Here is a 23,164-nt window from a genome sequence, read left to right as displayed (position 1 = left end):
CTAACAAGAAAATGGTTATCTTTTTTTGGAAATTTGTGATCCTATGGTTGTTAAAACAACTGTAAGATGGTGGAATTAGTCCTGAATTGATAAGGTTTATGAAAAGAAGCACAATTTTATTCTTCATCCTTCTACTTTCTTCGTATTGTATTTCTTACAAAAGTAGTTTTAAAGAGATTTCCATTATAGAAAAATTTGCATCATCAAAAATGATCGAAGTGAAGGTAAATGCACCTTATGATCTAAAAATTGTAAATATTTTTCAATCTCTTAAAAAAGAGAATCAACAGGTCACTTTATCTTTTGACGGTCATAGTATCTTGGGATTCGAAAACCGAAACAGAGTCATCTTAGATGCAAATATAAAAATAAATGAAAAAAACATAACTTATTATTCTATCAATCTTTACAAAGTTGCTGGAAAAGAAATATTAATTTATCCATTCAATTACTCAAAGTTATTGTGGAGTGTAACTTTTTTTTCATTGGGACTCATTCCAACCGATGAAGAATTTGAAGTAATATTTGAACTTTCTGTTTCAAAATCTGAGCGAGATACAAAAAAACAAAGTTGTTAAAGCTTCCTCTATAATTTACGTTCATAATGGAATCAATTACAGCAATTCCAATTTTTCTGATGAATTTAACCGTAATGGTAATTTACAAGCTTATGAATTCTTTGCGAGATACATTCTAAATTAATCTTCAAACCATCTAATCAATTTATATCCAGAATTTTTTTATCATCAAAAAGATTCTTTGTTTGTATATTTTGATTGAAACAATTTCTTTACGATGACAGGCTACTTACCGGAAATCTAAAATCTATCATGCCAAACACTGCTGAAGAATACATCCAATCCTTACCAGAAGATCGAAAAGAAACGTTCTCCAAACTTCGAGACATTGTCAAAAAAAATCTTCCCAAAGGTTTTGAGGAAACCATCCAATACAAGATGATTGGCTTTGTTGTTCCTAAAAAAACTTATCCTGCTGGTTATCATGTAACCCCGGAACTGGCCCTTCCCTTCCTACATATCGCTTCCCAAAAGAATGGCCTTGCCCTCTATCATATGGGAATCTATGCCGATTTAAAATTACTCAAGTGGTTCCAAATCGAATATCCCAAACATTGCAAAACCAAACTAGATATGGGAAAAAGTTGTATCCGTTTTAAAAAGTTAGATGATATTCCATGGAAATTGATTGGAGAGCTTGTATCGAAGATGGATCCTAAAGATTGGATTGCCTTATATGAAAAAAATCTACCAAAGAAAGTTACTTCTAAAAAGAATTAGACATTATCTACTATCGTTGTGTCTCTCGGCTCGGTGGGTATTCCCAGAAGAGGTTGTAAACCTATAGTTGACATATCTATATAATCTTCAAAAATCATATTTATGAAATCCATACTTAGACTATTTTGTTTAACTGTATTTTGTACTTTCTTTTCCTGTGTTTCCTCTGTCGAAAAACCAGATAGTTATACCAAAGTTTCGCATTGGCATAGATACCAACACTTTCTTCCTGATAATTTAAGGTTTAGAAAGAACAACTTACCAAAAGAAGAATTTGTCACCACTTTGGATTATCAAGTTCATCTGGATCGATATACAAAAAAAGATGCCGACTGCAAAATCATACTCATCCACGGAGGTGGGGGGAATGGTCGAATTCTCGGAACTTTAGCTGTTGCTTTGGAATCACTGGGTTGTGAATGGGTGGCTCCCGACTTACCAGGATTTGGTCTTACAAAAATCCCAGCTGATAAAAGATATGTTCCTTATGAAGATTGGGTTTTGGTATTAAATGAACTGATACAAAAGGAAAAACAGAAAAATCAAAAAATAATTTTGTTTGGACTGAGTATTGGTGGAATGCTGGCTTATCAAACAGCTGCTTACAATGGTGAGGTGGATGGGCTGATCGCAACAACTCTTGCCGATCCAAGAAATCCAAAAGTACGAGATGCAATTGCTTCCCACTGGTTTTTCAGTAGAATCGGAATGCCAATCAATTCAGTTTTTTCGTTTTTGACAGACGGAATGTATTTTCCCATCAAATGGTTTAGCAAAATGCAATACATTACAAATGATCCAAGTTTTTCAAAAGTATTTGCTGAAGATCCTTATGCTGGTGGTTCCAAAGTCAGTATGGGTTTTTTGAATACATTTTTGAACTATAGTCCAAAGTTAGAGCCTGAAAAATTTCAAGTATGTCCTGTATTACTAGCGCATCCAAACATTGACCCGTGGACTCCAAAAGAATTGAGCAAATCTTTTTTTGATCGAATCCCAACTAAGAAAGAATATGTAGAACTGACGGGAGCCGGGCATTTCCCGTACGAAGAACCAGGGGTCACCGAGTTAAAGGAATCCATCACGAATTTTGTTGGTCAGTTGAGATCGAAAAAGGAATAAAACAGAAACAATTGAATATCATAAAAACAATGAGATCAAAGGGATTCGGTAAACTCTTTGAAGTTTCGTAAATCTTGAACGGATTGTTTTTGAAACATAGGTTGTAACTCCCTTAAAAATTCACCATCATACCCAAATAAATTCCTCGGAGTGTATCAAAGTTTTCTGATTTTTTAGGGAGGTTCCATTCCCAAGCGCCGGTGACGGAAGGATTTTGCGAACCTAAGTTTTCTGTGCTCCGACTGAGTTGGATTTCGTTGTAGTTTAAATAAGAAAACTTAGAAACAATCAGATTGTAGCCCACAAAGAATTTCATATTAGGATGAAAGGAATAGGAGAGGGAACCATCCAATTCATAACCTCGAAAAATTCCTTCTGTACCTGCTGTGGACAATGAATATTGGAAACGGTCTTCCATTAAGTTTGGTTGTTTGAAAAACCGAGTGCCCTGTGTATAGAATACATCCATTGTTATGCGAATTGCAAAATCATAGGGAAGCTGATATACGGTTTGGATAGAGGTTTGTGGGCCGTAAGTGAAAAAATATTCCTTAAAGGTTCCTTGTCCTAAATAATTTCCATATAAGTAACGGTTGATATTCCGAACCCCACCTCCCAAGTAAAATTTCCAATCTTTAGTGGGCGTAAAGGTTTTGTAAAAATTAAGTTCAAATTCGGACCGAGCCATTGGCGAAAGATAAAACCGAGATAGGTTTCCGCCTTGGGCCGACTGCTGATAGAGCAAGGTGTTTGCATTTACGATTTCAATTTCAAAATAAGAAAGCTCCACTTTGAATCCTTTCTCTATGTTTTCGTAACTGAAAACAAAAGGGATGAGAACCTTTCCATTTTCTTTCAATGAGGAACTGGAACGAGTGGGAACAATGGATTCATTTTTATCGGTCAGAGAACTGTACTCGTAAGGAAGGTACTGGTAGGTTTGTCTTTTTAATAACAAACTCCATTCTGATTTTTTACTGTGCCCTTCTGGTAAGGGTCTTTCTGTTTCCCGACTTTCGCCCTCAGCAAAAATCGTGGAAGAGACAAAAACAAGAAATATGTAAAATAGGTTCTGCTTCATTTTCCTTTGTTATAGACTGATTTTGGAGAATGAAAACGCTTTTTTCCCTTCCCGTTTTCCTCTTTCCATTAAGTGTTTCAAACAGTCTCTGCAAAAATTCATTTACGAATGGAGGAATCTCCCGAAATTAGAAGTTATAAATAGAGGTTCCCATGCCAGAGTTTTTTTACGCCGATCCTTTTCCTTTAAAAGAAGACACTACCGAATACAAATTATTAACAAAAGATTTTGTAAGCACTGTCCCATTTGGTGATAAAGAAATTTTAAAAGTAGAACCAGAAGGTCTGACCTTCCTTGCCGAAAAAGCAATGGAAGACATCTCTTTTTATCTGAGAACTGCTCACCTAGAAAAAGTGCGTAAAATTTTAGATGATCCGGAAGCAACATCTAATGATCGTTTTGTGGCAATGGCCCTTCTTAAAAATGCTGTGATTGCCGCAGACAAACAACTTCCTTCCTGCCAAGATACAGGAACAGGGATTGTGATGGCAAAAAAAGGCGAGTATGTGATCACCGGTGGCGATGATGCAGAAGCACTTTCTCGTGGAATTTATAATACGTATGTAAACCGAAACTTACGTTATTCACAAGTGGTTCCTCTCACTATGTATGACGAAGTCAATTCCGGCTCTAATTTGCCAGCCCAGATCGATATTTACTCCACACCTGGTGACAAATACAGTTTCTTATTTTTGGCAAAAGGTGGTGGGTCAGCAAACAAAACCTACCTTTTCCAAGAAACAAAGGCACTTCTCAATCCGGCCTCCCTCGAAAAATTCATCACGGAAAAAGTATCCAATTTAGGAACAGCTGCCTGTCCACCTTACCACATCGCTGTGGTGATTGGAGGAACATCAGCAGAAGCCAATTTAAAGACCGTAAAACTAGCGTCAGCTGGATATTTGGATCATTTGCCAACCAAAGGAGATAAATTTGGATCTGCTTTCCGTGACATAGAACTCGAAGAAAAAATGTTACTTGCGGCTCAAAAATCGGGGATTGGAGCTCAGTTTGGTGGTAAGTATTTGGCCCATGATTTTAAGGTCATTCGCCTTCCTCGCCATGGTGCTTCTTGCCCAGTGGGACTTGGTGTGAGTTGTAGTGCCGATCGTAACATCAAAGCAAAAATTACAAAAGATGGAATCTATATAGAAAAACTAGAATATGATCCATCTAAATTTTTACCAACAATTGATGATGTTGATTCTAATACAGAATCTGTTCATATCAATCTCAACCAACCAATGCCTGAAATTTTAAAAGTTCTTACCAAGTATCCTGTAAAAACACGTGTTATGTTGTCGGGCCGTCTCGTTGTGGCTCGTGACATTGCTCATGCGAAGTTAAAGGAAAAATTGGATAAGGGCGAACCTCTTCCTGACTATTTTAAAAACCATCCAGTGTATTATGCAGGCCCTGCGAAAACTCCAGAAGGAATGCCATCAGGTTCATTCGGCCCAACCACTGCAGGTCGTATGGATAGTTACGTTCCTCTTTTTCAAGAAAAAGGTTATTCGATGATCTCACTTGCCAAAGGGAACCGTTCCAAAGTGGTTACCGATAGTTGCAAAAAGAACGGTGGGTTTTATCTCGGCTCCATTGGTGGCCCTGCTGCATTACTTGCCAAAGAAAATATCAAAAAAGTCGAAGTCCTCGACTTTCCAGAGTTAGGTATGGAAGCAGTTTGGTCCATTGATGTGGAAAACTTTCCTGCCTTTATCGTAGTGGATGACAAAGGAAATGACTTTTTCCAAATGTTGAATTAGGTAATCAATGTAAATTCACTGTTTTAGCTGGGTCAAAAATTAGAAATACCGTACAAAAGGTACGGTATTTCAGAATTTAAAAACTCATACAAGGGTAGGCAAGTTAAGATGTGCAAAACAATTAAACAGAAAGTAAAATTTAAAGCCTCACCTATGACAATTTACCAGTGCATTTCTGATTCAAAGAAAGTCACTTCCCTCACAGGGGAAACGGCTTTGATTAGCAAACAGATCGGTGGAACATTTTCCACCATGTCTGGAAAGGTTTCCGGAATCATCGTCGATCTAGCACCTTCAAAAAGAATTGTGCAAGCATGGAGAAGATCCGATTTTCCCGAAGGAATTTTCTCAATGGCTACGTTTACGTTAAAAGAAACTTCTGAAGGCGGAACAGAAGTTGTACTCACACACCGCGGTGTTCCGAAGGAACTGATCCCTGATGTGGAAGAAAGTTGGCGCCAAAACTATTGGGATAAAATTCGGATTACTTTGAAAACTCAGTCTAAATGAGATTAAAAACAGAAAACCATATCCACTCAATGCACTCTATATTTTAGAATAGAAAGTGATTTTAAATCATCTCTTCCGGTTTTACCCACTGATCAAACTGTTCAGCCGTTAAAATTCCTAATTTGATCCCAGCTTCTTTTAAGGTAGAATTTTCTTTGTGAGCAAGTTTTGCAATTTTAGCAGCATTGTCATAACCGATGTGCGGATTCAGCGCTGTCACAAGCATCAGCGACCGGTTTAAATTTTGATCGATCGTTTCAAGGTTTGGTTCAATGCCCCTGGCACAATGTTCCTCAAATGACAAAGTCACATCAGCTAACAGTCGTATGGAATTGAGTACATTAAAAATAATCATAGGTTTGAATACATTTAGTTCAAAATTTCCAGAAGCACCACCCACGTTCACCGCCACGTCATTTCCGATGACCTGTGCGGCCACCATAGTCATGGCTTCGGATTGGGTAGGATTGACTTTTCCCGGCATAATTGAAGAGCCAGGTTCATTTTCGGGAATGGAAATTTCGCCAATCCCTGCGCGTGGGCCAGATGCCAACCACCTGATATCGTTTGCTATTTTCATGAGGGAACAAGCGATGGTTTTCAAAACTCCGCTGACTTCGACTAACGAATCATGCGCGGCGAGTGCCTCAAACTTGTTTTCTGCAGTGATAAAAGGAAGTCCTGTTTCTTTCGCAATGGCCTTTGCCGCTTCCGCTGCAAATTTAGGATGAGTATTGAGTCCGGTTCCTACGGCAGTTCCCCCTATAGCCAATCGGTAAACAGAAGGTAAGACTTGTTTGACTCTGTCTATAGAATATGAGAGTTGTTGTACATAACCCGAAAACTCTTGCCCTAATGTGAGAGGAGTGGCATCTTGCAAATGGGTTCTTCCGATTTTGATGATGTTTGTAAACTCTTTAGATTTTTGATCTAGTGTATCATAAAGCGTTTGTAAGGCGGGAATGAGTTTATGTACGAGTTGTTCGGCACAGGCAATGTGCATGGCAGTGGGAAAAGTGTCGTTCGAACTTTGGGCTTTATTGACATCATCATTCGGATGGATGGGTGTTTTTGAACCAAGAACACCACCTGCCATTTCGATGGCACGGTTAGATATGACTTCGTTCACATTCATATTGGTTTGTGTTCCCGATCCCGTTTGCCAAACCACAAGAGGGAAGTGGTCATCCAATTTACCTTCGATGACTTCTCCGGCAGCGTTTACGATGAGTGCCGCTTTTTCTTCGGATAAAATTTCCAAATCTTTGTTTGTGAGAGCTGCGCATTTTTTTAAAATCCCGAATGCTCGAATCATTTCTCTTGGAAATTTGTCAGTGCCTATATGAAAGTGGTGGAGGGATCGTTCAGTTTGTGCACCCCAATAACGAGAGTTTTCCACTTCGATTTCACCCATAGAGTCGGTTTCGATTCTTGTTTTCATATACCCTCACAAATCAATTGAGTTCCATTGTATTCTTTAAGTAGACAGGGTTTGTTTGGAGAATCGAAAAAGAAAAAGGTAAGAATGAAAAAATGATACTCTCCCGAATAAGATTTTCCGGGAGAGTTTTGTTTTAGAAAATTAAAACGGTTGGTAAAAAGCTAAGTAAGCTGCCGCGAGTCCTAAAAGAGGAAATACAAACCAAAGGATTTTGGCAAATTTTTCTTTTTTAGATGCCATTGCCAAAAGTCCACCAAACGCAAGCCAGATGACGATTTTCAAAATCACCCAAACTGGGAGTGCCGAATGAGAAATTCCTCGGAACTTCATGAGTCCAAATCCAGCAACGATTAAAAGTAAAAGTCCTATACCATGAAAGATGGCTGCCGCTGCTTTGAATTTGTTTTCCGATTTTTTTCCCCCATTGATGGTATAGAGGGTGATTCCGCCGAGGGATAAAAATAAAAGATACATTCCGAAAATATGGATGAGTTTATACGCTTCGTATGACACAAAAGTCTCCTTGTTTCTGCTCTATTCTTTCAGATAGAATCATTCTAGGCTAGATTTTTCTCTTTCCCTACTAGGAAAAAGAACCAAGATTTGGAAAATGGAATCTAAGAATTCAGAAGATTTGAGAATAAATCTCACTTCTATCGATCAAACAAAAACATTACTCACCTTACGAGGAATTCCCGGTTCAGGAAAAACGAGTTTAGCAAAAGCTATTTCTATTACCAATGGTGCACCTATTTTTTCGATTGATTCCTATTTTGAAGATGAAGCTGGTAATTATCATTTTGATTATCAAAAAAACCACTTAGCTTACAAAGAATGTGAATCGAAAACGAAACAAGCTCTCGAACAAGGAATCCCTTTTGTGATTGTGGACAACACTTTTACTTTAGATTGGGAACTGAAACCTTACATCCGTTTATCGGAAGAGTATGGATATAAACTTTTTGTTGTTACAGTGGAAAATCGACATGGTGGAAACAATGTACATCAGATTCCGGAAGAACAAATCGAGAAGATGAAGGGGAAATACCAGGTGGTTTTGTAGGGAGGATTGAACTTGACATTTCCTTACTTTTTCTATTAATGTAAGGTATGAAGCTGAGATCAAAAATAACTTCAAAATATCAGATAACGATACCCAAAGAGATTAGAGAATCGTTAAAACTTTCAATGGAAGATGTGATTGAATGGTCAATTGATGAAAAAGGGATTCATATCGAATCAGCAAACAAACCCTTTTTGAAATATAAGGGGTTTCTCAATCAAGGATCCTCTGATATTAAATCAGATATCGGAAAAGCCTGGGAAGAAAGGGCAAAAAGATATTCAAAATGAAATTGATTTTAGATACAAATTGTTACATTTCGTTTTTGAATCAAAGAAATTTAGAACAACATACAAAGATGGTGCAATTTTGGAACGAGATATCTCGTTTGGAACATGAAGTCATTTTGACTTCACATAATATTTCTGAAATAGTCTTTGTTTTCAAAAGTATTTACTCTATTGAACAAAACGAAATCAATCAAATGATAAGAGACTTGATTGCAAATCCAGGTGTAAAATATGAAGCAGCCTATGATCCAGAACTAATATTCCAATTTTGGCCTCACAACATTAAAGATTATGGAGATGCAGTACTTGCGGCAGCCTGTCAAAATTTAGATGCAAAAATTGTTACATTCGATCAGAATTTTTCCAAGGCCTTAAAAAAATTGAATTTGGAAGTGCATTCAATTTAAAATTTATTTAACGAAAAACTTCGCCCCTGGTAGACCCCTGAAATCATTGTCTTGTGTCCAAAGTGTTGCTTTATTTAATTGAACCCTCGCATAAATAACGCTATACGCAATAAGGAAAAATTAAATAACTATATGAAAATGATCTCATTATTCATTTCACACTCCAAGAAAGATTATGATTTCGCACATCGTTTAGCTTTAGATCTACAAAAAAATAATTTTCAAATCTGGTTTGATGAATGGTCAATAAAGATAGGCGAAAATATTGTTGAAAAAATATCCGATGGATTAAAGAAAACTGACTACATAATTGTTGTTCTTTCCAAACAGGCAGTGCAATCGAAGTGGGTTGAAAAAGAATGGCAAACAAAATATTGGAATGAAGTAAAGAAAGACGAATACAGGTTCTTCCTGTTAAAATTGATGAGTGCGAAGTACCCGAGCTTTTGAAAACAAAAAGATATGCTGACTTTTATGAACAAAATTATAATGATTCTCTACTTCTTTTGATACGACATATTCAACAGCTAAGTAAAGAAGTTCCCGGATTGAATTTTCAAGCTGCTAATTTTATTAGTACAAAACAAAATATAGAAAATGAAAAACAAGGATTCATTGAAACTTTTGTAAATTTACATAATAGATTTAAGCCAAAAGAAAGTAAATGGGCGAAATTTATTTATTATAGCTTTCTCATTGGGTTTCCTCTTTACCTGATGCAAATCTGCTCATCATATTCCTTCTACCATGAAAAAATTTTTGTTAAAAATCCTTTGAAAACATATAAATCATATGAAATTGACCAGAGGGTTGACTCTCTAAATCTAAAATCCATTGATATAAGCAATGAACCCAAATTAAACTGGGCTGTAACAGTCCGAAAAAAATCGACAGGAGATAAGAAGCAAATAAATATTGAGTTGCCTTTATACATTCTTAGAGCACAAAAAATTACCAGAGAGAATCTGGACGGAGAACTTAATATAATAGGATTTAAAATAGCTCCAATGTATCAGGGAGAAGACTTTGTTAATATCAATGATGTGATTACAACAGAGTCAAAAGAATTTAAACAAATACTAAGACAATCGGCAGATCAACATAGAGTTAAATTCAAATCTGATTTTACAAACTGGGAATTTGACTTTTCTGAGTAGTTATCACTAAGTATAGTAGCAGTTATTATCATTTTCAAAAACGAATTGGGCAAAAAAAAACCGCCGCCAAACCTAGGTTAAGCGACGGTCTTTCAGCAAACTTGGATTATCTCCAGTTGTTTGTTTTAGGTTTTGCGATGTTTACTTTCATCTCACGGTTAAGAATGTTCTTTCCGTTAAGTTCTTTAATTGCGTTATCAGCTTCTTTTCCATCTTTCATTTCGATGAATCCGAAACCTTTAGAACGGCCAGAATACTGGTCAGTGATGATTTTTGCAGAAGTTACTGCTCCGTGTGCTCCGAAAAGCTCACTGAGTTTACCTTCAGTCATATCGTAAGAGAGGTTGCCAACGTAAATGTTTACTGACATAGTTTTTGTCCTGTTTGTTAAAGTTGACTCGGGAATTCTAGATTTACAATCGTCGGAACCCTAAAAGGGATTTTGGGTAAGAACTCCAGAAAAATGCAGGGAAAAACTTGGGAAAGCTACCAGCGTGCAAGCTTGAAAGGACTACTTCGGCGGTGAAAATCAACAATACTCTGAATCTTCTGTCAGTGTAATTACCCTTTCTAAAAAAAGCAATCTGAAAGAAGACCCAGAGAGAAAATTACGAAAAAAGAGATTTTTAGTGGTGGTGGTGTCCGCCTGGGCCATGTACGTGGCCGTGTTGTAATTCTTCTTCCGTTGCTTCACGAATCGATTTGATGGTCACTGCAAAATGGAGGGTTTCTCCAGCTAACGGATGATTGCCGTTCAGAATGACATCTGCATCACGAACTTCTTGTAAGTATAGAACCATTCTACCTTCGGGAGTGTCCGTTTGGAATTCCATTCCCACTTCTAACTCCGCTTCCGCAGGAAGTTCTGTTTTGGGAACTTGAAAGATCAGAGCTTCGTTATATGTCCCATAACCATCTTCAGGTGGTACAGTTACATTTTTAGAATCTCCGTTCACTAATCCTTCTAGTTCTTTTTCCAAACCTGGAATTATGTTTTGCCAGCCGTGGAGATATAATAGTGGTTCGTCCGATTGGTCCAGAGTTTCTCCCTGGGCGTTCTTTAGGTGATAGGAAAATCCTACAACCATTCCTTTGCTGATGGTTTTTGACATATTGGTTACAAAGTACCAACGGAAAAAAATACTGCAACCGAATAAAAGGTTGGTACCAAATTGTAATCAAAGAAATTAAACCTTGGAAATATTACATCTATGAATTGGTCACTACTTATTCAAGTTTTAGGTGGACTCGGGATTTTCATCTACGGGATGAAATTACTAAGTGAGTCCTTACAACGTGTGGCGGGAGATCGGCTTCGTTCCTTTCTTTCGTCTATGACGAGAAATAGAGTTTCTGCTGTTTTCAGCGGACTATTTATTACATCTACAATACAATCTAGTTCGGCAACCACCGTTCTTGTGGTTGGATTTGTGAATGCTGGTTTAATTTCACTCGCACAAGCCATCGGTGTCATTATGGGGGCCAACATTGGAACCACCATCACTGCATGGATTGTATCTTTTTTAGGATTTAAGTTTAACATTGCATCGTTTGCATTGCCAGCTGTGGCAGCAGGGGTGATCTTAAATTTTTCACGCAAAGAAAGCAGATCCGGTTGGGGAAGTTTCCTCATTGGTTTTGGATTTTTATTTTTAGGACTAGATTATTTAAAAACATCCGTTCCTGATAGCGCAAAAGATCCGGATAGTTTTCTCTTTTTACAACAATATACAAATATGGGATTCAACTCCATATTGTTATTTGTTCTGATTGGAGCCTTACTTACAATTGTCATCCAATCATCTTCTGCCTCTACTACCATCACCATCACACTCGCATTCTCTGGTTATATCCCAATTGATGCCGCTTATGGTATGATCCTTGGTGAAAACATTGGAACTACCATCACTGCAAACCTTGCTGCCATTCCAGGAAATCGAAATGCCAAAAAAGCAGCACTTGCACATACCTTGTTCAATGTGTTCGGTGTGGTCTGGGCACTTGTGTTTTTCAAAATGTTCACAGGTATCGTAGATGAATTGATTCCTGGAGATCCGCTCACAGATAAAGAATCAACTAGATTCCATATCTCTTTATTCCACACAATGTTTAACATCACGAACACTTTAATCCTTATTTGGTTTGTGAATACAATCTCCAAAGTGGTAAGTGCCATTGTAGATGGATTTGCATCTAAAACAGGCAAAGACAAAGATTCCATTCGACTTTTGCAAGCTGGTACTGTAAAAACCACTGAACTGGCGATGGTGGAACTGGTTGAGTTCACGAAAAAAATCATTCGCGATACGTATGATTTCCTTCGATTGACAGAACAAATTTTGTTACAACCTTACGATGCCACTCGTATCCTACAGGTATTAAAAAAAGAAGAAGAATTAGACCAAGTTCGAACGGAAGTTTTGACTTACCTAAACCAAATCCAAGAGACTGGTGTGACTGGTAACTATGCGAAAGATGTTTTGGGTATTATGGAACGTGTAAAAGCTGTAGAAGAAATGGGTGATAACTTTGCATCCATTGCCAGAAAAATGAGAAAATCACACCGCCAAAAAGTATCTTTGGACAAAACATTCGGTCATTCTGTAAAAGACCAAATGGATTTACTCAAACACCACTACGATATCTTACTCGTGAACTTGGACCAAAGTGAAACCTTTGACATCCTTGGAAATCCACAGATTCGTAACCAAAGTCGTGAGTATCGTTTCCAAATGATTCGTTCTGTGAAAAAGAATGATTCTAAGGTGAAGAAGAAAAAGTATCAGAAAAAAGACAATTTGATGCCAGCTCTTCTTTATCGTGATATTTCTCGTAACTTGGACAATATTTCCAGATTACTGAATGCGGCAATTTATGCGGACGTTTAGTCCGCATTTGTTTGTTATTTAATTTCAAATAGAATAAAAGTTATATCATCGTCTGCGGGACCGCCTTGGTTTCGTAGACGAATGTGTTCATCAATCCCACCATACAATGATTCAACGGATTCTGACTTTCTTCTTAGTAACCAATTGAGGAGTTCTCCTTCTCCCGAATCACCATTTTCCCATAAATCCCAAATTCCATCGGTAAAAAGTAAAATTTTATCTCCTGTGGAAAGTTTATGGGTTTCTTCTAAGTATTGAACTTCTTTCGAATATCCAATGAGTTTGCCTTTTGGGCGGATGACTTCAATGGTTGTGGAATTTTCGTTGAACTTATATAAGGCGGGGTGTCCTGCATTTGCTACTTTTAAAAGTTTATGTTCCAAATCGATAAAGATGGCACTTGCTGTTAGAAATTGATTTTTATAATTTCCCGCAAGAGAAACATTGATACTTTCCAGAACTTTACCTGGTTTGTTAGCAAAAGCCAAGGTTTGCATATAAGCAATTTTTAACATGGCAGCTTCTATGGCCGCAGGTACTCCATGTCCAGTGACATCGGCAATCAAACAGCAGATTTGGTGTTTGCCAAATACCGTGAGATCGTAAAAATCCCCACCCACCAAAGAAGCAGGGAAATAACCAGTTTTGATGATAAGGCCAGGGAATTTGGGTAGGACTTGCGGTAAGGTTGACTCTTGTAGTTTTTGGGCTAATTTTAGTTCTTTTCCATAGGCGATTAACTTTTGTTTGTCGATTTCGGCTTTGAGTTGAATTTTGTCTTTTTCTTTGCGAACCACGGATATCCGATCACCCAAACCAAATGCCATTAGTAATACTTCGATAGCAGTTCCGATTTGAAATGCATTTTCAGTAAAAACATTAACAGGAAAAAAACCCATGTACCTGAGAACCGTAGCAAGTCCACCAACAATCACAAAGAAAAACCCAAAGAAATAAAATCTAGCTGGTGGGAATTTTTTAATGTAAGCAATGTAAAAAGAGACTACCAATGCAAAAAAAGCGAGTAAAAATGAAAATATATCTCCTGCCCTGTTCATCAAACGATAAGGAAAAAATGGCAAAAGGCAAAAACTAACAATCGGAATGATACTCAATGCTAAAAACCATTTGTAAATGAAAGGAGAGTTTTCCTTTAAGTTCATGAAGGTGATACTTAGCGGAAAACAGGAGATTAAAAATAAAAAGTAAAGTGGATTGTGAATTTTATAAACTAAATCAGGCGAAGACGGAAAAAAAAGTGCAGGTAACAATCCTTGCATAGAAAATTGAAATAAAATTGCTGATAAAAATAAATACAAAACATAAAAAATATAAGCTTTGTCTCGAACCATGAAATATACAAAAAGATTGTATAATGTCATCACTCCCACAATTCCGAAATAAAAACCTTGTAGTAAGGTATCCAAAGAAACAAAACTATCAAAATCTTTTTCTTCTGCGATCATGAGTGGCACAGAAATGGAACTATCTGTTTTGACACCTACGAAGTAAGTGACTGTTTCACTTGGCAAAAGGTCAGTTCCATAACTGAATCCTCGATAATCTCTTTCTCTGTTCCTAAAAGGATAGAGTCTGCCTTGTGTGTTTCCTGAAATTTCACCTGATTCTCGTAAGGCGAAAAATTTAACCTCATCCAATAATGGGTATTTTATAAAAGTGATGATTCGTTTGTAATAATTTTCATCGTTATGAATGATAAAACAAAACCAATACTGTTTGTCAGTGTTTCCAAAGTTAGGGACGATACCTTCAGATTTTTCTGTAGGATATGTTTGGAAGTGGATTAAAACCTCAGATAACGTTTGGAGGGAAGGGTTTTTAGAAAAATAAGTTAGGTGATGGGATAGGTCAAAAGTTTTGCCTTGTAGAGAGGAAAGCGCAACAGGAGTTGTGTTCGGGCAAGATTTTGGTTCAGCAAATAAGTTAGTATGAAAGAGACATAACAGAATGAAGGTGAGGGTCTGTTTCATACAGGAAGGTCACAGTATAAGACGAAGACCTTCCTTTGTAAATCTGTTTGTATTAGAAAAAAAAGGAATTAAGCGGTGACTGCAGGAATTCCTGCAAGGATACGAAGGGAGTCGTAAGCCTTTTCTTTTTGTTCTACTTTGGTTTTGTTCACAGCCTTGCGGATGATCACGTCCCATTGTTTTTCTGGGTGTTCCATTTTCATGTTTTCCAGAAGTTCTAGAATGTTTTCATCATCGGCTGCATTAAAAATCTCATCCGAATCATAACGAAACATTCCAAAAAGGGAGTCGATATAATCGCCCACGCTCATGGCTTCTTTCTCTCCGGGTAGGATCTTTTTCTTTTCTGCTTTTCGCAGTTCTCGTTCCCTGCGTTCAAGTTCCGTGCGTTTCATCTGATGGCCTCTAGCTCGTTTGCATTGGTTCCAAGACCATGTTTTCAAAGGGCAGGAGAGGGGACACTAAATTTGTCCAAAAATGGCTCGATTTTTGGGTTGGGTGGCCAATCATGGGGTAGATGCTCTGCAAACGGTGGATTGCCGGTAGTCTGGCCTTGTTCCTTTGCACCCAATTCTTATTTTTAGGGAGTGGGTTACTCGGGTATTGTGTAGAGTCCGCGTCAAAAATCTGTCAATGCAACCATGGATCCAAAAAAGAAAAACATGGGAATGTAGAAGACAAACTTTTTTCTGAAGATAAGGCAAACTCCCTCTCCTTAGTTTCCTCGCATGACCACGGAACCAGTCCGGAAGAAACTCTAAAACCCAGTTGCCATGATGCAAAATCAGGAGAGACCCATCTTTGTTCCTGTAAAAAACAAAAAAAAGATGCTCTCAATCTCCGTACACACCACCAAACAATGGATAGACCAAGTTTAACTTTTCCATTGGTTTCCTTAACTGATATCATTTACAGAATGACTGAGTCTCCTTCCACTCTTGAGGATGGAAAAATCCCTTCTTTACTCCGACCACCCCGTATCTAAGATTCTAAACATTTACATTTAGTAGATTGGTAGGCAAATGTTTGAATGATTTTTCATTCCTGCTTTTTCCATCGATCGATATCAAAATAACAATCGTATTTTAGAATATTAGGTATTTATGAACATATTTAAAAAGTTTTTTATTTTTCTTTCGGTACTCGGGGTTATTTCCTGTGATCCGAATTCCAAATCAGACGACAACCAAACCTTGGCATTATTGGCTTTGGCGATGCCGCAAGCAGTGAATCTAAACTTTGAGGCATTGGCGAATGGGCAATCATTGGTCACTGGTTCGAATATCACCGCAGATAGTCGAACCGTTCAGTTTCGTGACTTTCGATTGTATATTTCGGAAGTGAAACTGGTAAAAGCGGACGGTACAACTGCAGATGTGACCTTGTCCACTGACAATGTTTGGCAATCCAATGGATTAGCCCTTGTGGATCTGGAAACAACGCAGACTACTGAAACAAATGCTAAAGTCTCTGGAACTGCACCTGCAGGAAGTTATACTGGAGTTCAGTTTACTGTCGGTGTACCTGAGGCATTAAATCATTTGGATCGAACTAATCAGGCAGCACCATTAAACAACGGAGCAATGTATTGGTCTTGGACAGGTGGATATAAACATTCAAAGATTGAATTCACATATAATGGTAGTGATTGGACTAGTTTACATGTAGGATCGACTACCTGTAGCGGAGCACCTAACTATGGTAACTGCTCAAAAAAGTTTAGAGCATCAATACAGTTGACTGGTCAATTTAATCCAAGTAGCCAAAAGGTTTCCTTTGATGTAGATAAGTTACTGAACGGACATACATTCGGAGCGATGGGTATGTGTATGCCTGGTACTGGAGCACCTTGTGATACTTTGGTTCAAGCATTTGGATTGAATATTAGTTCTGGTGCGGTTGATAGTTCGATCACACAACGAGTGTTTAGTCTCAAATAAGTTTTTTCTAGGTTGGTATGTATTTACCAACCTAGGTTTTATAGGATACATTTATGAAGTATTTTCATTTTCCTTTTTTTGTTCTTTTTGTTTTTTTCCTTGGTTGTAACATTCTTCCGTTCCAGAAAAAAGAAAACAACCAAGACATGTTACTGGCAGCTCTTGGAATATTGGCGAATGCCTCTGATTGGGTTTGGGATTTGCCACCCGGTTTTCCGGTACCAATTGTTCCTTCGGAAAATCCTATGTCCAAAGCAAAGGTAGAACTGGGAAGGCATTTGTTTAATGAAAAAATACTTTCAGGTAATGAGACCATGTCTTGTGGGAGTTGCCATATTCAATCCCTCGCCTTTGCAGATGGAAAGGATTTTCCTGCTGGAATTACAAATGTCTCTCATCCTAGAAATTCACAACATTTATCCAATGTTGCTTATATGCCAAGACTCACTTGGAGTAATCCAAAAATGACGAGTTTAGAAATCCAAGCACGTGCACCTATGTTTGGTGAGTCTCCGATTGAACTTGGACTTTCTTCCAATGTTTTTTTAGATAAACTAAAAGCCAAATCGATTTACCAATCTTTGTTTACAAATGCGTTTGGAAATGCGGATACTGCTGTGAATGAACAGAACGTACGATTTGCCATCGCGAGTTTCCAAAGATCAATGATTTCAGGAAATTCAAGATACGACCAATACACATTTAGAAATAACAAATCAGCTTTAACTGCCTCCGAGATACGTGGACTCAATATATTTAATGGCGAAGTGGCGGAATGTTTTCATTGTCACGGTGGATTTAATTTTACAGACACTTCGTTTCATGGTGGGGCAACGGAAGAATTCTTTTACCATAGCAACGGAATTCATACGGATGCTTATTACGCAGGCCTTCCTAGCAACAAACGAGGGTTATTTGACTTAACAGGTGTCGCATCCGATACAGGGAAATTTAGAGCACCGTCATTGCGAAATATTGGGGTCACTTATCCATACATGCATGATGGCAGTTTTATGTGTGCTGATGCAAATAATCCGGATAAAGCTGCAGGAGCGGCTGCTGGGAAAACAAAAGTGGATTGCGCCAGAGATGCTTTAACGCAGGTGGTGGATCATTACCGTTCGGGTGGTCAAGCGCATACGGCCAAGGACGTTACACTCATTCGAGCTTTTACCATTACCGATTCACAAAGAAATGATATGGTAAATTTTCTTTTGGCTCTAACGGATGATGAGTTTTTAACCAATCCTAAGTTTGCGAGTCCTTTTTGATGAGAGAACGAATTTATAGACTAAGTTTCATTGCAATGAATTGTTTATTACTCTCCCACTGTACTTTTGGTTCGGTGGGTGATAGCAATAAGGATAAACTGACGATTTTGCAGAACTTAATTTTTTTTAATAATAACCAAATGGTAGCAGTGGGAACGAATCTTCGCGGTTATGATGACCAAGCAGATGATAACCTAAACCAGTTTAGTTTGACAAGTAATGCGGTGAGTTATAATATCACAATCCAAAGTAGTTCTTATATCAATTGGGAAATGGGAACTTATCGGATCAACCCACCAAGTCAAACGTTAGGTGTATCTACCTCTAGTTCGGAAAAAAGTTCTAACGCAACGGCGAAAACACATACTCCTTATACGGTGCCTTTGGATTTGCCAGCGGATGATTTGTATGGTAAGTCGTATGCATTTTTATCCGCATCGACTGTGACCAACATCACTCAGTACAATAGTACGATGGAAACGGGTGCTAGTTTTCTTTATCCAAATACAAGGATGTCGAGTATGCCACTGGGAGTGGTGGCGGTTGCGAATGTTAGTTGGGAAGAAATTTACATTCGGATGGATGTGGGAGGAAAAGATGTGACGATTCTACTTCCGCAAGGAAATAAATCCATCACTCCTAAATGTAAGATCCCGATTAAACTGGGTCGGTCTGGAAATATAGAAATTTTAATTTCGTTATCTTCACTTTTCCAAGATCGGACAGTGTCTGGATCACCACTCCGGTTTTTACAACAATTGTCACTTGTGGCCGGGCCCGTGGTCATTTCCAAAGTTTCGAATGTTAATTTATACAATATCCTTCTTCAGAATCTCCAAGCAGAAGATATCGTTTTTAGTTTTCCTGGATGTTTTCCTGGAGTGGAACGATGAAACAAAGTTTTTTAGTTTTAATTCTATTTTTAATTTCGTTTCAATCAATAAATTCGCATCACACTGGTTCGTCGGATAGTCCGAATGCAACTGCAAGGTTTGTGGATCCGTTTACGGGAAAGAGGGAAAAACCAACTAACTATTTGGTAATGACCCAAGATTATTACCAGTCCACTCGTGAAAATAGTCATCTCTTCACTACGACTGCATTCGCAGAGATGAATTTTTTTGATGGAAGGTTTGCACTGAATGCTTCTGTTCCTTGGAACTACTACCAACAAAGAGGAAGGGAAGATGCGGCAAGGATTGGGAAAACTTATCTTGGTTTTAAATTCCAACCTTTTTTTGATTTAGATAAACCTTACTTTTTTGTGATCGAAGGTTCCGTTGGATTTCCCAGTGGACCTGATACAGACCGTTTCACTGGTGGAAATTATTATACAGGTTCTGGGTTTATTAAACTTGGTTATTTGTATGAGAAGTGGTCTTTTGTGACTAAGATTGGTGGATTAAATCCACTTTCTCGTCCCCAACCAAACAACTTACAAGACAATGACGGCGTTCCTTACTATGTTCGTAAACCTTCTGCTTCTCCTCCGGAACCAGAATATGAATTCAAAAAAACTACCCTCATTTCTGCTTATGTGACGTATTATTTGATGCCAGAGATTTCTCTTTTTACCGGACTCTTGTATCGTAATCCATACAATGGAGTCGATTATTCCAAAGAAAAAGACAAAGCAAATCCATCTTATTTTACAGAAGCAAGCACTGGATTTTCTTGGAATTTTTCTGAAAAATACAATATGAGTATAGCCTATCGTTATCCATTACAAAGGGATCGTGAGTATCGACTCTATCAATCGGCATGGACATTTGCCTTCTCTATGGAGTGGGGAAGCGATTGACAATTGATGCCTTTTTTAAAACGTTCTAAGAAACTCTATAAATTTTTAATCGTAAAAGGTAATCTATGAGCAACGTAGAAATCGTACCAGTAGGGGAACTCCCTCCTATTGGAGTTGTGCCCAAAAAAATGCACGCGCAGGTCATTCGCCCGGAACGTTACGGCGAACCGAAAACTTCTTTCCAATCAGAAGTCATTGATGTTCCGGAGATCGGTCCGAACGAAGTTCTCGTAGCCACTATGGCTGCTGGAGTTAACTATAATAACGTTTGGGCAGCCCTTGGATATCCCGTTGATGTGATCGCAGCTCGTAACAAAAAAGGGGAACCAGAAAAATTCCACATCGGTGGATCTGATGCTTCTGGTATTGTCTACAAAGTCGGAGCTGAAGTTAAAAATGTGAAAGTGGGTGACGAAGTTGTTGTCCATTGTGCTATGTGGGATCCAAAAGATCCATGGGTTCTTGCTGGAAAAGATCCAATGTATGCACCTTCTCAAATCATTTGGGGATATGAATCCAATTGGGGTTCCTTTGCACAGTTCTGCAAAGTACAAGACCATCAGTGTCTTCCTCGACCACAACACCTAACATGGGAAGCATCCGCTGCATATATGTTAGTTGCTGCAACTGCTTATAGAATGTTACACCACTGGAAACCAAACGATGTAAAACCTGGTGATGTTGCTTTGATTTGGGGTGGAGCCGGTGGACTTGGTGCTATGGCGATCCAAATTGTAAAAGCAGCTGGTGGAATTCCAATCGCTGTTGTTTCTTCTGACGACAAAATTGATTTTTGTAAAAACTTAGGTGCTGCTGGTGTGATCAACCGTAACAAGTTCAAACACTGGGGTGGACTCACTTCTGATATCAATAAACCAGAAGCATTTGTTGAGTGGACCAAACAAGCTCGTGAATTTGGAAAAGCGATTTGGGACATTGCTGGTAAAGGCAAAAACCCACAAATCGTATTTGAACATCCGGGTGAAACGACACTTCCTACTTCCGTATTTGTTTGTGAAACCGGTGGTATGGTTGTGATTTGTGCTGGAACTACTGGTTTCAATGCAACAGCTGACTTACGTTATCTGTGGATGAGACAAAAACGTCTGCAAGGTTCTCACTTCGCAAACGACGACAACTGTCGTGATCTCAACCAACTCGTGATTGATAAAAAAGTGGATCCAGTTTTAGCAGAAACTTACAGTTTCGAACAAACAGGTGAGTGCCACCAATTGATGCGCGAAAACAAACATCCATCAGGAAACATGTCAATCCTCGTTGGTGCAAAAACTACAGGTCTTGGGAAGAAGTAATTCTTTCCAGGTGAGTATTTAGATTACATGTCCCCGCCCTATTTAGACTGGGTGGGGTTAACCACCCGCCACCCAATGGCTCCATCTACCATGAAACATCCGTTTTGTGAATCCAAATTCCCTTATCATATTTTTTATTTCTAAAAAGTTCATATTTAAACAAAAGGAGATCCTTTATGTATCCAAGAATCAATTTAATCACCCTAGGTGTTTCCGATTTAAAACGTTCCATCGACTTCTATGAAAAGGGACTCGGTTGGAAACTTTCAAAAGAAAGTAATGATAGTGTGGCTTTTTTTCAAATTGGAGCCCTTGTTTTTGGTTTATTCGGTGAAGAAGCTTTGGCTGAAGATATTGGAATTCCTTTTCAAAAACGTCAAAAGTTTTCCGGAATCACTCTCGCTCAAAACCAAACAAGTGAAGCCGAGGTGGATGCCGTAATCAACAAAGTGCGGGCATTAGGTGCAGAAATTCTCAAAGAACCTACAAAAGTTTTTTGGGGAGGATACAGTGCTTATTTTAAAGATTTTGATGGTCATATTTTTGAAGTAGCTTTTAATCCATTTTTTCCATTGAATGCAGATGGCGAAATTGTTCTAAGTAAATAGTTCGCATAACATTTGTTATGATTTTTTTTGTTTTTAAGTTTTAATTAGGGGAAAGTATGAAACAAGCACAAATCAATAGTTTTGGTTTGGATCATTTGAAAATTGAAGAGGTTCCGGAACCTACAAGTCCTGGCACAACAGAAGTGTTAGTTCGAATGCGGGCCGCTTCCTTAAACTATCGAGACTCTTTGGTTGTTGAAGGAAAATACAATCCCAAGTTCCCTCTCCCCTTAGTTCCTTGCAGTGATGGGGCTGGAGAAGTGGTGAGTATAGGTTCTGGGGTGACAGAATGGAAAGTGGGAGACCGAGTGCTTCTCACTTTTGCCCCCAAGTGGATTGCAAAAGAAGCAACCCATGCCGAAATGCGCCACACCATTGGAGGTCCATTACCAGGCACCTTACGCGAGTTTGCCTTGGTTCCAGAGACTGGCCTTGTTCGGATTCCCAACCATTTGTCTTTTGATGAAGCGGCCACCTTGCCATGCGCTGCCCTCACTGCTTGGTCAGGATTATTTCAATTTAGCCAATTAAAACCGGGTGAATTTGTCGTAGTACAAGGAACTGGCGGTGTATCGATATTTGCCTTACAATTTGCAAAACTTGTTGGAGCCAAAGTCATTCTCACTTCATCCAGTGGCGAAAAGTTGGAAAGGGGAAAAGAGTTAGGGGCTGATTACCTAATCAATTACAAAGAAACTCCCGAATGGGGAAAAGAAGTCCGTCGGATCACTGGAAAAGTCGGAGCCGATCATATCATTGAAGTGGGTGGGGCCGGAACATTGGAACAATCCATTGCCGCCTGTCGACCATTTGGTGTGATCCATTTGATTGGGATCCTTGCCGGTAAATCGGGCGAACTCAATTTGCTTCCCGCAGTTATGAACAATTTAAAAATTCAAGGGTTAGTGGTCGGTGGCAGAAAAGCATTTATCGAAATGAACCAAGCGATCGAGGCATCTGGATTACGTCCGGTGGTTGATAAAGTTTTTACTTTAGAGGAATCTGCTGATGCCATTCGATACTTACGATCCGGATCTCATTTTGGAAAAATAGTGATTCGAATTTAGGTTATTTTCACCTTTCTCCTTACTTTTTGTCTCAACTAACAGAAGTCACGATTGGGCCTTTCCCTTAAAACAGGGATTTTGTGCTAAACTATGAACTTATAACGAAAATTATGCTGTATTCGTTCGTTCCATTAAAAAGGTTAACCAATT

General features: G+C 38.4%; 26 protein-coding genes. 19 read left to right on the top strand and 7 right to left on the bottom strand.

The window, feature by feature from the left end:
* Positions 1-98: 98 nt before the first annotated feature.
* The 3 genes from EHQ24_RS09650 to EHQ24_RS09640 all read left to right on the top strand — a co-directional run bounded on the left by EHQ24_RS09650 (position 99) and on the right by EHQ24_RS09640 (position 2,420).
* Positions 99-578 carry a hypothetical protein gene (locus EHQ24_RS09650; protein WP_135601443.1) on the top strand — a complete coding sequence of 160 codons (480 nt, stop codon included), beginning with the start codon at positions 99-101 and terminating at the stop codon, positions 576-578.
* Between the two features lie 198 nt (positions 579-776).
* Entirely contained in the window at positions 777-1,298 is a 522-nt protein-coding gene (locus EHQ24_RS09645) for a DUF1801 domain-containing protein (protein ID WP_244310370.1), read from the top strand.
* Positions 1,299-1,400: 102 nt separating this feature from the next.
* Complete coding sequence (locus EHQ24_RS09640; RefSeq protein WP_135601442.1) at positions 1,401-2,420, top strand: alpha/beta hydrolase; 1,020 nt, start codon at positions 1,401-1,403, stop codon at positions 2,418-2,420.
* A 112-nt stretch (positions 2,421-2,532) separates the two neighbouring features.
* Here the strand turns inward: EHQ24_RS09640 and EHQ24_RS09635 are convergent, their stop codons facing one another.
* The gene (locus EHQ24_RS09635) at positions 2,533-3,501 is read right to left on the bottom strand and encodes an LA_2444/LA_4059 family outer membrane protein (RefSeq protein WP_135601441.1); all 969 of its coding nucleotides are present in this window, start codon (positions 3,499-3,501) and stop codon (positions 2,533-2,535) included.
* A gap of 152 nt (positions 3,502-3,653) precedes the next feature.
* Here EHQ24_RS09635 and EHQ24_RS09630 point away from each other — a divergent pair, with 152 nt between their 5' ends.
* On the top strand, positions 3,654-5,267 hold the full coding sequence (locus EHQ24_RS09630) for a fumarate hydratase (protein WP_135601440.1): 1,614 nt from the start codon (positions 3,654-3,656) through the stop codon (positions 5,265-5,267).
* Positions 5,268-5,375: 108 nt separating this feature from the next.
* On the top strand, positions 5,376-5,777 hold the full coding sequence (locus EHQ24_RS09625; protein WP_135601439.1) for an SRPBCC domain-containing protein: 402 nt from the start codon (positions 5,376-5,378) through the stop codon (positions 5,775-5,777).
* A 61-nt stretch (positions 5,778-5,838) separates the two neighbouring features.
* Here the strand turns inward: EHQ24_RS09625 and fumC are convergent, their stop codons facing one another.
* Both fumC and EHQ24_RS09615 read right to left on the bottom strand, forming a co-directional pair.
* The gene (fumC, locus tag EHQ24_RS09620) at positions 5,839-7,218 is read right to left on the bottom strand and encodes a class II fumarate hydratase (RefSeq protein WP_135601438.1); all 1,380 of its coding nucleotides are present in this window, start codon (positions 7,216-7,218) and stop codon (positions 5,839-5,841) included.
* 141 nt (positions 7,219-7,359) lie between these two features.
* Entirely contained in the window at positions 7,360-7,692 is a 333-nt protein-coding gene (locus EHQ24_RS09615) for a hypothetical protein (protein WP_208652779.1), read from the bottom strand.
* Positions 7,693-7,828: 136 nt separating this feature from the next.
* On the opposite strand from EHQ24_RS09615, the gene EHQ24_RS09610 reads away from it, so the two are divergent.
* The 5 genes from EHQ24_RS09610 to EHQ24_RS09585 all read left to right on the top strand — a co-directional run bounded on the left by EHQ24_RS09610 (position 7,829) and on the right by EHQ24_RS09585 (position 10,135).
* Positions 7,829-8,281 (top strand): AAA family ATPase, encoded by a 453-nt coding sequence (locus tag EHQ24_RS09610; protein WP_135601437.1) that lies wholly within the window; start codon positions 7,829-7,831, stop codon positions 8,279-8,281.
* 47 nt (positions 8,282-8,328) lie between these two features.
* The gene (locus tag EHQ24_RS09605; protein ID WP_135601436.1) at positions 8,329-8,571 is read left to right on the top strand and encodes an AbrB/MazE/SpoVT family DNA-binding domain-containing protein; all 243 of its coding nucleotides are present in this window, start codon (positions 8,329-8,331) and stop codon (positions 8,569-8,571) included.
* Complete coding sequence (locus EHQ24_RS09600; RefSeq protein ID WP_135601435.1) at positions 8,568-8,978, top strand: type II toxin-antitoxin system VapC family toxin; 411 nt, start codon at positions 8,568-8,570, stop codon at positions 8,976-8,978. The genes EHQ24_RS09605 and EHQ24_RS09600 overlap by 4 nt, the downstream gene beginning before the upstream one ends.
* A 132-nt stretch (positions 8,979-9,110) precedes the next feature.
* Complete coding sequence (locus EHQ24_RS09590) at positions 9,111-9,428, top strand: toll/interleukin-1 receptor domain-containing protein (RefSeq protein WP_135601434.1); 318 nt, start codon at positions 9,111-9,113, stop codon at positions 9,426-9,428.
* Positions 9,425-10,135, top strand: a complete 711-nt coding sequence (locus tag EHQ24_RS09585; RefSeq protein ID WP_135601433.1) for a hypothetical protein — start codon at positions 9,425-9,427, stop codon at positions 10,133-10,135. The genes EHQ24_RS09590 and EHQ24_RS09585 overlap by 4 nt, the downstream gene beginning before the upstream one ends.
* 106 nt (positions 10,136-10,241) lie before the next feature.
* Here the strand turns inward: EHQ24_RS09585 and EHQ24_RS09580 are convergent, their stop codons facing one another.
* Both EHQ24_RS09580 and EHQ24_RS09575 read right to left on the bottom strand, forming a co-directional pair.
* Complete coding sequence (locus EHQ24_RS09580) at positions 10,242-10,505, bottom strand: RNA recognition motif domain-containing protein (protein ID WP_035983131.1); 264 nt, start codon at positions 10,503-10,505, stop codon at positions 10,242-10,244.
* 256 nt (positions 10,506-10,761) lie between these two features.
* Positions 10,762-11,247: an FKBP-type peptidyl-prolyl cis-trans isomerase gene (locus EHQ24_RS09575; RefSeq protein ID WP_135579545.1), complete on the bottom strand. Its 486-nt coding sequence runs from the start codon at positions 11,245-11,247 to the stop codon at positions 10,762-10,764.
* Between the two features lie 99 nt (positions 11,248-11,346).
* On the opposite strand from EHQ24_RS09575, the gene EHQ24_RS09570 reads away from it, so the two are divergent.
* Positions 11,347-13,023: a Na/Pi cotransporter family protein gene (locus EHQ24_RS09570; RefSeq protein WP_135601432.1), complete on the top strand. Its 1,677-nt coding sequence runs from the start codon at positions 11,347-11,349 to the stop codon at positions 13,021-13,023.
* 14 nt (positions 13,024-13,037) lie between these two features.
* On the opposite strand, the gene EHQ24_RS09565 is transcribed toward EHQ24_RS09570, so the two are convergent.
* Both EHQ24_RS09565 and EHQ24_RS09560 read right to left on the bottom strand, forming a co-directional pair.
* Complete coding sequence (locus EHQ24_RS09565; protein WP_135601431.1) at positions 13,038-15,014, bottom strand: 7TM diverse intracellular signaling domain-containing protein; 1,977 nt, start codon at positions 15,012-15,014, stop codon at positions 13,038-13,040.
* 68 nt (positions 15,015-15,082) lie between these two features.
* On the bottom strand, positions 15,083-15,409 hold the full coding sequence (locus EHQ24_RS09560; RefSeq protein ID WP_135601430.1) for an LB_289 family protein: 327 nt from the start codon (positions 15,407-15,409) through the stop codon (positions 15,083-15,085).
* 122 nt (positions 15,410-15,531) lie between these two features.
* On the opposite strand from EHQ24_RS09560, the gene EHQ24_RS09555 reads away from it, so the two are divergent.
* From EHQ24_RS09555 to EHQ24_RS09520, 8 genes are all read left to right on the top strand, one after another.
* Positions 15,532-15,999: an LIC_11090 family protein gene (locus tag EHQ24_RS09555; protein ID WP_135601429.1), complete on the top strand. Its 468-nt coding sequence runs from the start codon at positions 15,532-15,534 to the stop codon at positions 15,997-15,999.
* 118 nt (positions 16,000-16,117) lie between these two features.
* On the top strand, positions 16,118-16,954 hold the full coding sequence (locus EHQ24_RS09550) for an MbnP family copper-binding protein (RefSeq protein WP_135601428.1): 837 nt from the start codon (positions 16,118-16,120) through the stop codon (positions 16,952-16,954).
* Between the two features lie 53 nt (positions 16,955-17,007).
* Complete coding sequence (locus EHQ24_RS09545) at positions 17,008-18,225, top strand: MbnH family di-heme enzyme (protein ID WP_135601427.1); 1,218 nt, start codon at positions 17,008-17,010, stop codon at positions 18,223-18,225.
* Positions 18,225-19,118 carry a hypothetical protein gene (locus EHQ24_RS09540; protein ID WP_135601426.1) on the top strand — a complete coding sequence of 298 codons (894 nt, stop codon included), beginning with the start codon at positions 18,225-18,227 and terminating at the stop codon, positions 19,116-19,118. Before EHQ24_RS09545 ends, EHQ24_RS09540 begins: the two co-directional genes overlap by 1 nt.
* Positions 19,115-20,026, top strand: a complete 912-nt coding sequence (locus EHQ24_RS09535) for an LIC11086 family outer membrane transporter (protein WP_135601425.1) — start codon at positions 19,115-19,117, stop codon at positions 20,024-20,026. The genes EHQ24_RS09540 and EHQ24_RS09535 overlap by 4 nt, the downstream gene beginning before the upstream one ends.
* A 65-nt stretch (positions 20,027-20,091) precedes the next feature.
* Positions 20,092-21,339: a crotonyl-CoA carboxylase/reductase gene (ccrA, locus tag EHQ24_RS09530; RefSeq protein WP_135579527.1), complete on the top strand. Its 1,248-nt coding sequence runs from the start codon at positions 20,092-20,094 to the stop codon at positions 21,337-21,339.
* A gap of 176 nt (positions 21,340-21,515) precedes the next feature.
* On the top strand, positions 21,516-21,947 hold the full coding sequence (locus tag EHQ24_RS09525; protein ID WP_135601424.1) for a VOC family protein: 432 nt from the start codon (positions 21,516-21,518) through the stop codon (positions 21,945-21,947).
* A gap of 56 nt (positions 21,948-22,003) precedes the next feature.
* Positions 22,004-23,014, top strand: coding sequence for a zinc-dependent alcohol dehydrogenase family protein (locus EHQ24_RS09520; protein ID WP_135601423.1), 1,011 nt, complete (start codon positions 22,004-22,006; stop codon positions 23,012-23,014).
* The last annotated feature ends 150 nt before the right edge of the window (positions 23,015-23,164 follow it).

Source organism: Leptospira noumeaensis (genome assembly GCF_004770765.1).
GTDB classification, from domain to species: Bacteria; Spirochaetota; Leptospiria; order Leptospirales; family Leptospiraceae; genus Leptospira_A; species Leptospira_A noumeaensis.
The sequence above is the reverse complement of the archived record's forward strand: the minus strand, read 5'-3'. Positions and strand labels throughout refer to the sequence as shown.

What these genes read in the sequence shown, in the direction of transcription:
- EHQ24_RS09525 (WP_135601424.1), top strand. Translation starts at nt 21,516, where the DNA reads ATGTATCCAAGAATCAATTTAATCACCCTAGGTGTTTCCGATTTAAAA.
- EHQ24_RS09580 (WP_035983131.1), bottom strand. Translation starts at nt 10,505, where the DNA reads ATGTCAGTAAACATTTACGTTGGCAACCTCTCTTACGATATGACTGAA.
- EHQ24_RS09555 (WP_135601429.1), top strand. Translation starts at nt 15,532, where the DNA reads ATGCTCTGCAAACGGTGGATTGCCGGTAGTCTGGCCTTGTTCCTTTGC.
- EHQ24_RS09575 (WP_135579545.1), bottom strand. Translation starts at nt 11,247, where the DNA reads ATGTCAAAAACCATCAGCAAAGGAATGGTTGTAGGATTTTCCTATCAC.
- fumC (WP_135601438.1), bottom strand. Translation starts at nt 7,218, where the DNA reads ATGAAAACAAGAATCGAAACCGACTCTATGGGTGAAATCGAAGTGGAA.
- EHQ24_RS09635 (WP_135601441.1), bottom strand. Translation starts at nt 3,501, where the DNA reads ATGAAGCAGAACCTATTTTACATATTTCTTGTTTTTGTCTCTTCCACG.
- EHQ24_RS09535 (WP_135601425.1), top strand. Translation starts at nt 19,115, where the DNA reads ATGAAACAAAGTTTTTTAGTTTTAATTCTATTTTTAATTTCGTTTCAA.
- EHQ24_RS09565 (WP_135601431.1), bottom strand. Translation starts at nt 15,014, where the DNA reads ATGAAACAGACCCTCACCTTCATTCTGTTATGTCTCTTTCATACTAAC.
- EHQ24_RS09640 (WP_135601442.1), top strand. Translation starts at nt 1,401, where the DNA reads ATGAAATCCATACTTAGACTATTTTGTTTAACTGTATTTTGTACTTTC.
- EHQ24_RS09560 (WP_135601430.1), bottom strand. Translation starts at nt 15,409, where the DNA reads ATGAAACGCACGGAACTTGAACGCAGGGAACGAGAACTGCGAAAAGCA.
- EHQ24_RS09600 (WP_135601435.1), top strand. Translation starts at nt 8,568, where the DNA reads ATGAAATTGATTTTAGATACAAATTGTTACATTTCGTTTTTGAATCAA.
- EHQ24_RS09615 (WP_208652779.1), bottom strand. Translation starts at nt 7,692, where the DNA reads ATGTATCTTTTATTTTTATCCCTCGGCGGAATCACCCTCTATACCATC.
- EHQ24_RS09650 (WP_135601443.1), top strand. Translation starts at nt 99, where the DNA reads ATGAAAAGAAGCACAATTTTATTCTTCATCCTTCTACTTTCTTCGTAT.
- EHQ24_RS09570 (WP_135601432.1), top strand. Translation starts at nt 11,347, where the DNA reads ATGAATTGGTCACTACTTATTCAAGTTTTAGGTGGACTCGGGATTTTC.
- EHQ24_RS09590 (WP_135601434.1), top strand. Translation starts at nt 9,111, where the DNA reads ATGAAAATGATCTCATTATTCATTTCACACTCCAAGAAAGATTATGAT.
- EHQ24_RS09625 (WP_135601439.1), top strand. Translation starts at nt 5,376, where the DNA reads ATGTGCAAAACAATTAAACAGAAAGTAAAATTTAAAGCCTCACCTATG.
- EHQ24_RS09630 (WP_135601440.1), top strand. Translation starts at nt 3,654, where the DNA reads ATGCCAGAGTTTTTTTACGCCGATCCTTTTCCTTTAAAAGAAGACACT.
- ccrA (WP_135579527.1), top strand. Translation starts at nt 20,092, where the DNA reads ATGAGCAACGTAGAAATCGTACCAGTAGGGGAACTCCCTCCTATTGGA.
- EHQ24_RS09520 (WP_135601423.1), top strand. Translation starts at nt 22,004, where the DNA reads ATGAAACAAGCACAAATCAATAGTTTTGGTTTGGATCATTTGAAAATT.
- EHQ24_RS09550 (WP_135601428.1), top strand. Translation starts at nt 16,118, where the DNA reads ATGAACATATTTAAAAAGTTTTTTATTTTTCTTTCGGTACTCGGGGTT.
- EHQ24_RS09545 (WP_135601427.1), top strand. Translation starts at nt 17,008, where the DNA reads ATGAAGTATTTTCATTTTCCTTTTTTTGTTCTTTTTGTTTTTTTCCTT.
- EHQ24_RS09610 (WP_135601437.1), top strand. Translation starts at nt 7,829, where the DNA reads ATGGAATCTAAGAATTCAGAAGATTTGAGAATAAATCTCACTTCTATC.
- EHQ24_RS09605 (WP_135601436.1), top strand. Translation starts at nt 8,329, where the DNA reads ATGAAGCTGAGATCAAAAATAACTTCAAAATATCAGATAACGATACCC.
- EHQ24_RS09540 (WP_135601426.1), top strand. Translation starts at nt 18,225, where the DNA reads ATGAGAGAACGAATTTATAGACTAAGTTTCATTGCAATGAATTGTTTA.